This is a genomic window from Actinokineospora spheciospongiae, assembly GCF_000564855.1.
Taxonomy (GTDB): domain Bacteria; phylum Actinomycetota; class Actinomycetes; order Mycobacteriales; family Pseudonocardiaceae; genus Actinokineospora; species Actinokineospora spheciospongiae.
Window position 1 is genome coordinate 1 of record NZ_AYXG01000180.1, and the last position, 2,197, is coordinate 2,197.

General features: G+C 74.1%; 2 protein-coding genes. One reads left to right on the plus strand and one right to left on the minus strand.

The window, feature by feature from the left end; all coding sequences use genetic code 11:
• A partial coding sequence (locus UO65_RS36100; RefSeq protein WP_052021649.1) for an Hsp70 family protein occupies positions 1–1,486 on the plus strand: 1,486 nt, incomplete at its 5' end.
• Positions 1,487–1,532: 46 nt separating this feature from the next.
• Here UO65_RS36100 and UO65_RS23190 read toward each other — a convergent pair.
• Positions 1,533–1,760, minus strand: a complete 228-nt coding sequence (locus tag UO65_RS23190) for a hypothetical protein (RefSeq protein WP_152552227.1) — start codon at positions 1,758–1,760, stop codon at positions 1,533–1,535.
• Positions 1,761–2,197 lie beyond the last annotated feature (437 nt).

A 2,197-nucleotide genomic window follows, 5' to 3' on the forward strand; every position in this document is an offset into this window, starting at 1 on the left:
CGGCGACGGGGAGCTGGTCGCGGTCTACGACCTCGGCGGCGGCACCTTCGACACGACCATCCTGCGGGCCACCGACGGTGGCATGGAGATCCTGGGCACCCCCGAGGGCATCGAACGACTCGGCGGCATGGACTTCGACGAGGCGCTGCTCGCCCACGTCGACACCCGCCTCGACGGCGCGGTCAGCGCACTCGACCCCGCCGACCCCGAGGCCGCGGCGGCGCTGGCGGCGATCCGCGCCCTGTGCGTGCGGGCCAAGGAGGAACTCTCCACCGAACCGGACGTCCTGCTCCAGGTGCCCCTGCCCGGCGGCGGGCAGGAACTGCTCGTGTCGCGGATCGAGTTCAACGAGATGATCCGCCCCGCCGTCGCGCTGACCACCGAGGCCCTGGACCGCACCATCACCTCCGCCGGGCTCAAGGCCGACGACCTCGCCGCCGTCCTGCTCGCGGGCGGGTCGTCGCGCATCCCGCTGGTGACGCAGATGGTCTCGGAGGCCTTCGGCAGACCGGTCCGGTTGGGCCTGCACCCGAAGTTCACCGTGGCCCTCGGCGCGGCCGCGGTCTCGCGCACCCCGGCGGCCGAGCAGCCCGCCGCGGTCGTCCCGCCGTCCGGCACCCCGCTCCCCGGGCCCACGAGCGGCAGGCCGAAGTGGCTGGTGCCCGCGGCGGCAGCGGCGGCGGTGCTGCTGGTCGCGGCGGCCACCACCGCGACCCTGATCGGCGGCGGGGAGGACACCCCGACCCCGCCCCAGGGCGGCGCGCTCGCCTCGCCCATGCCGCCGACCACGACCACGTCGGCGGCCGCCACGACCCCCGCGCCGCAGATCGCCGCGAGCACCTCGCAGGTCATCGCCGGTCCCCCGCCGGTCGCCCCGACCACCGCGCGGGCCGACGCGCCACCCGCCTCGCAGGCCACCCCGGGCATCCCGGAGGTCAAGGTCTACGACGGCTCCGACGTGTCCCCGTTCCGGAGCATCATCGGCTCCGAGGAGAACTGGGACGGCACCTACCTCGGCGGGAGGCGGGCCGCCGAGCACACCGAGATCAGGGTGGGGCCGGACAAGGTGGGCGGGGCGGACGGCCTGCGCGCCACCTGGACGGGCCGGGGCCCGGCCCAGCTCTACTTCCAGGACCCCGGGTTCCGGGACATGAGCGCGTACCTGGACGACGACGCCGCGCTGGTGTTCGACGCCGTGGTGCACAGCCCGCCCACCTCGTGGGCCTCCGTCGCGGTGCACTGCGAGTACCCGTGCGGGGGTCAGGTGGAGTTGACGTCGCTGCTCAACGTCCTGCCCCCGGACCGGAAGACGACCGTGCGAATCCCGATCTCGTGCTTCGTCGCCGACGGGCTCGACCCGAAGCACGTGGACACGTTCATGCTGCTCTACACCGAAGAGGCGCTGGACATGTCGGTGGCGAACGTGCGGTGGACGCCGGGCGCGGCCGACGAACCGGACGCGCTGGACTGCGGCGGTCGGGAATAGCTGTCGGAGTCGTCGCCCCGTCACCCGGGGCCGGGCCACTCGCGGGTCAGCTCGCCCGCCACAGGGAGTCCTGCTCCGCGAGCGGGGTCGCGCTCACGCGGTAGTGGTCGAGGTGGGCGGGCTCCGCGCCGCCGAGGTAGTCCAGGAAGTGCTGCCGCTCGTCGACGTCGGCGAGCACCTCGGTCAGCGCGGTCAGCCCGGTCAACTGGTCGGTGTCGCGGTCGGCAGGCACCTCGCGGGCCGGGGCGGGCAACCAAGTGTGCAATGTGGACATCAGGACCCGTCCGATCTAGTCGGGAGCGATACGCCCGGTACACGGGCCGCGGGCCGCCACGGGTTCGCGGTCCCCGGATGGGGTTGACGGGCCCGGCGGGTTGCCACCGGTCGCCTTGTGCGGCGCCGCACCGTCTTGACCTGGTCCGATTGCCGTCGGAGTGGGGATTCCCCTACCCGGGGCCGGGGCAGCCCCGCCGGAAATCGGCGGGCTCACCCCCGGGGCCGGAGGGCTGGTCCCACCGAACTCCCCGGCGATTTCCGCGAGTCTTCTCCCAACGCCGAAATGGGCCGGACACCAGGGGAGACACACGATGACCACCACCGCCAGCACTCTGCTCGACGAGATCGTCCGCGCCCACGGCCCCGCCCTCCTCGCCTACACCACCCGCCTCACCGGCGGCGACCGCCACCGCGCCGAGGACGTCGTGCAGGAGA

What these genes read in the sequence shown, in the direction of transcription:
- UO65_RS23190 (WP_152552227.1), bottom strand. Translation starts at nt 1,760, where the DNA reads ATGTCCACATTGCACACTTGGTTGCCCGCCCCGGCCCGCGAGGTGCCT.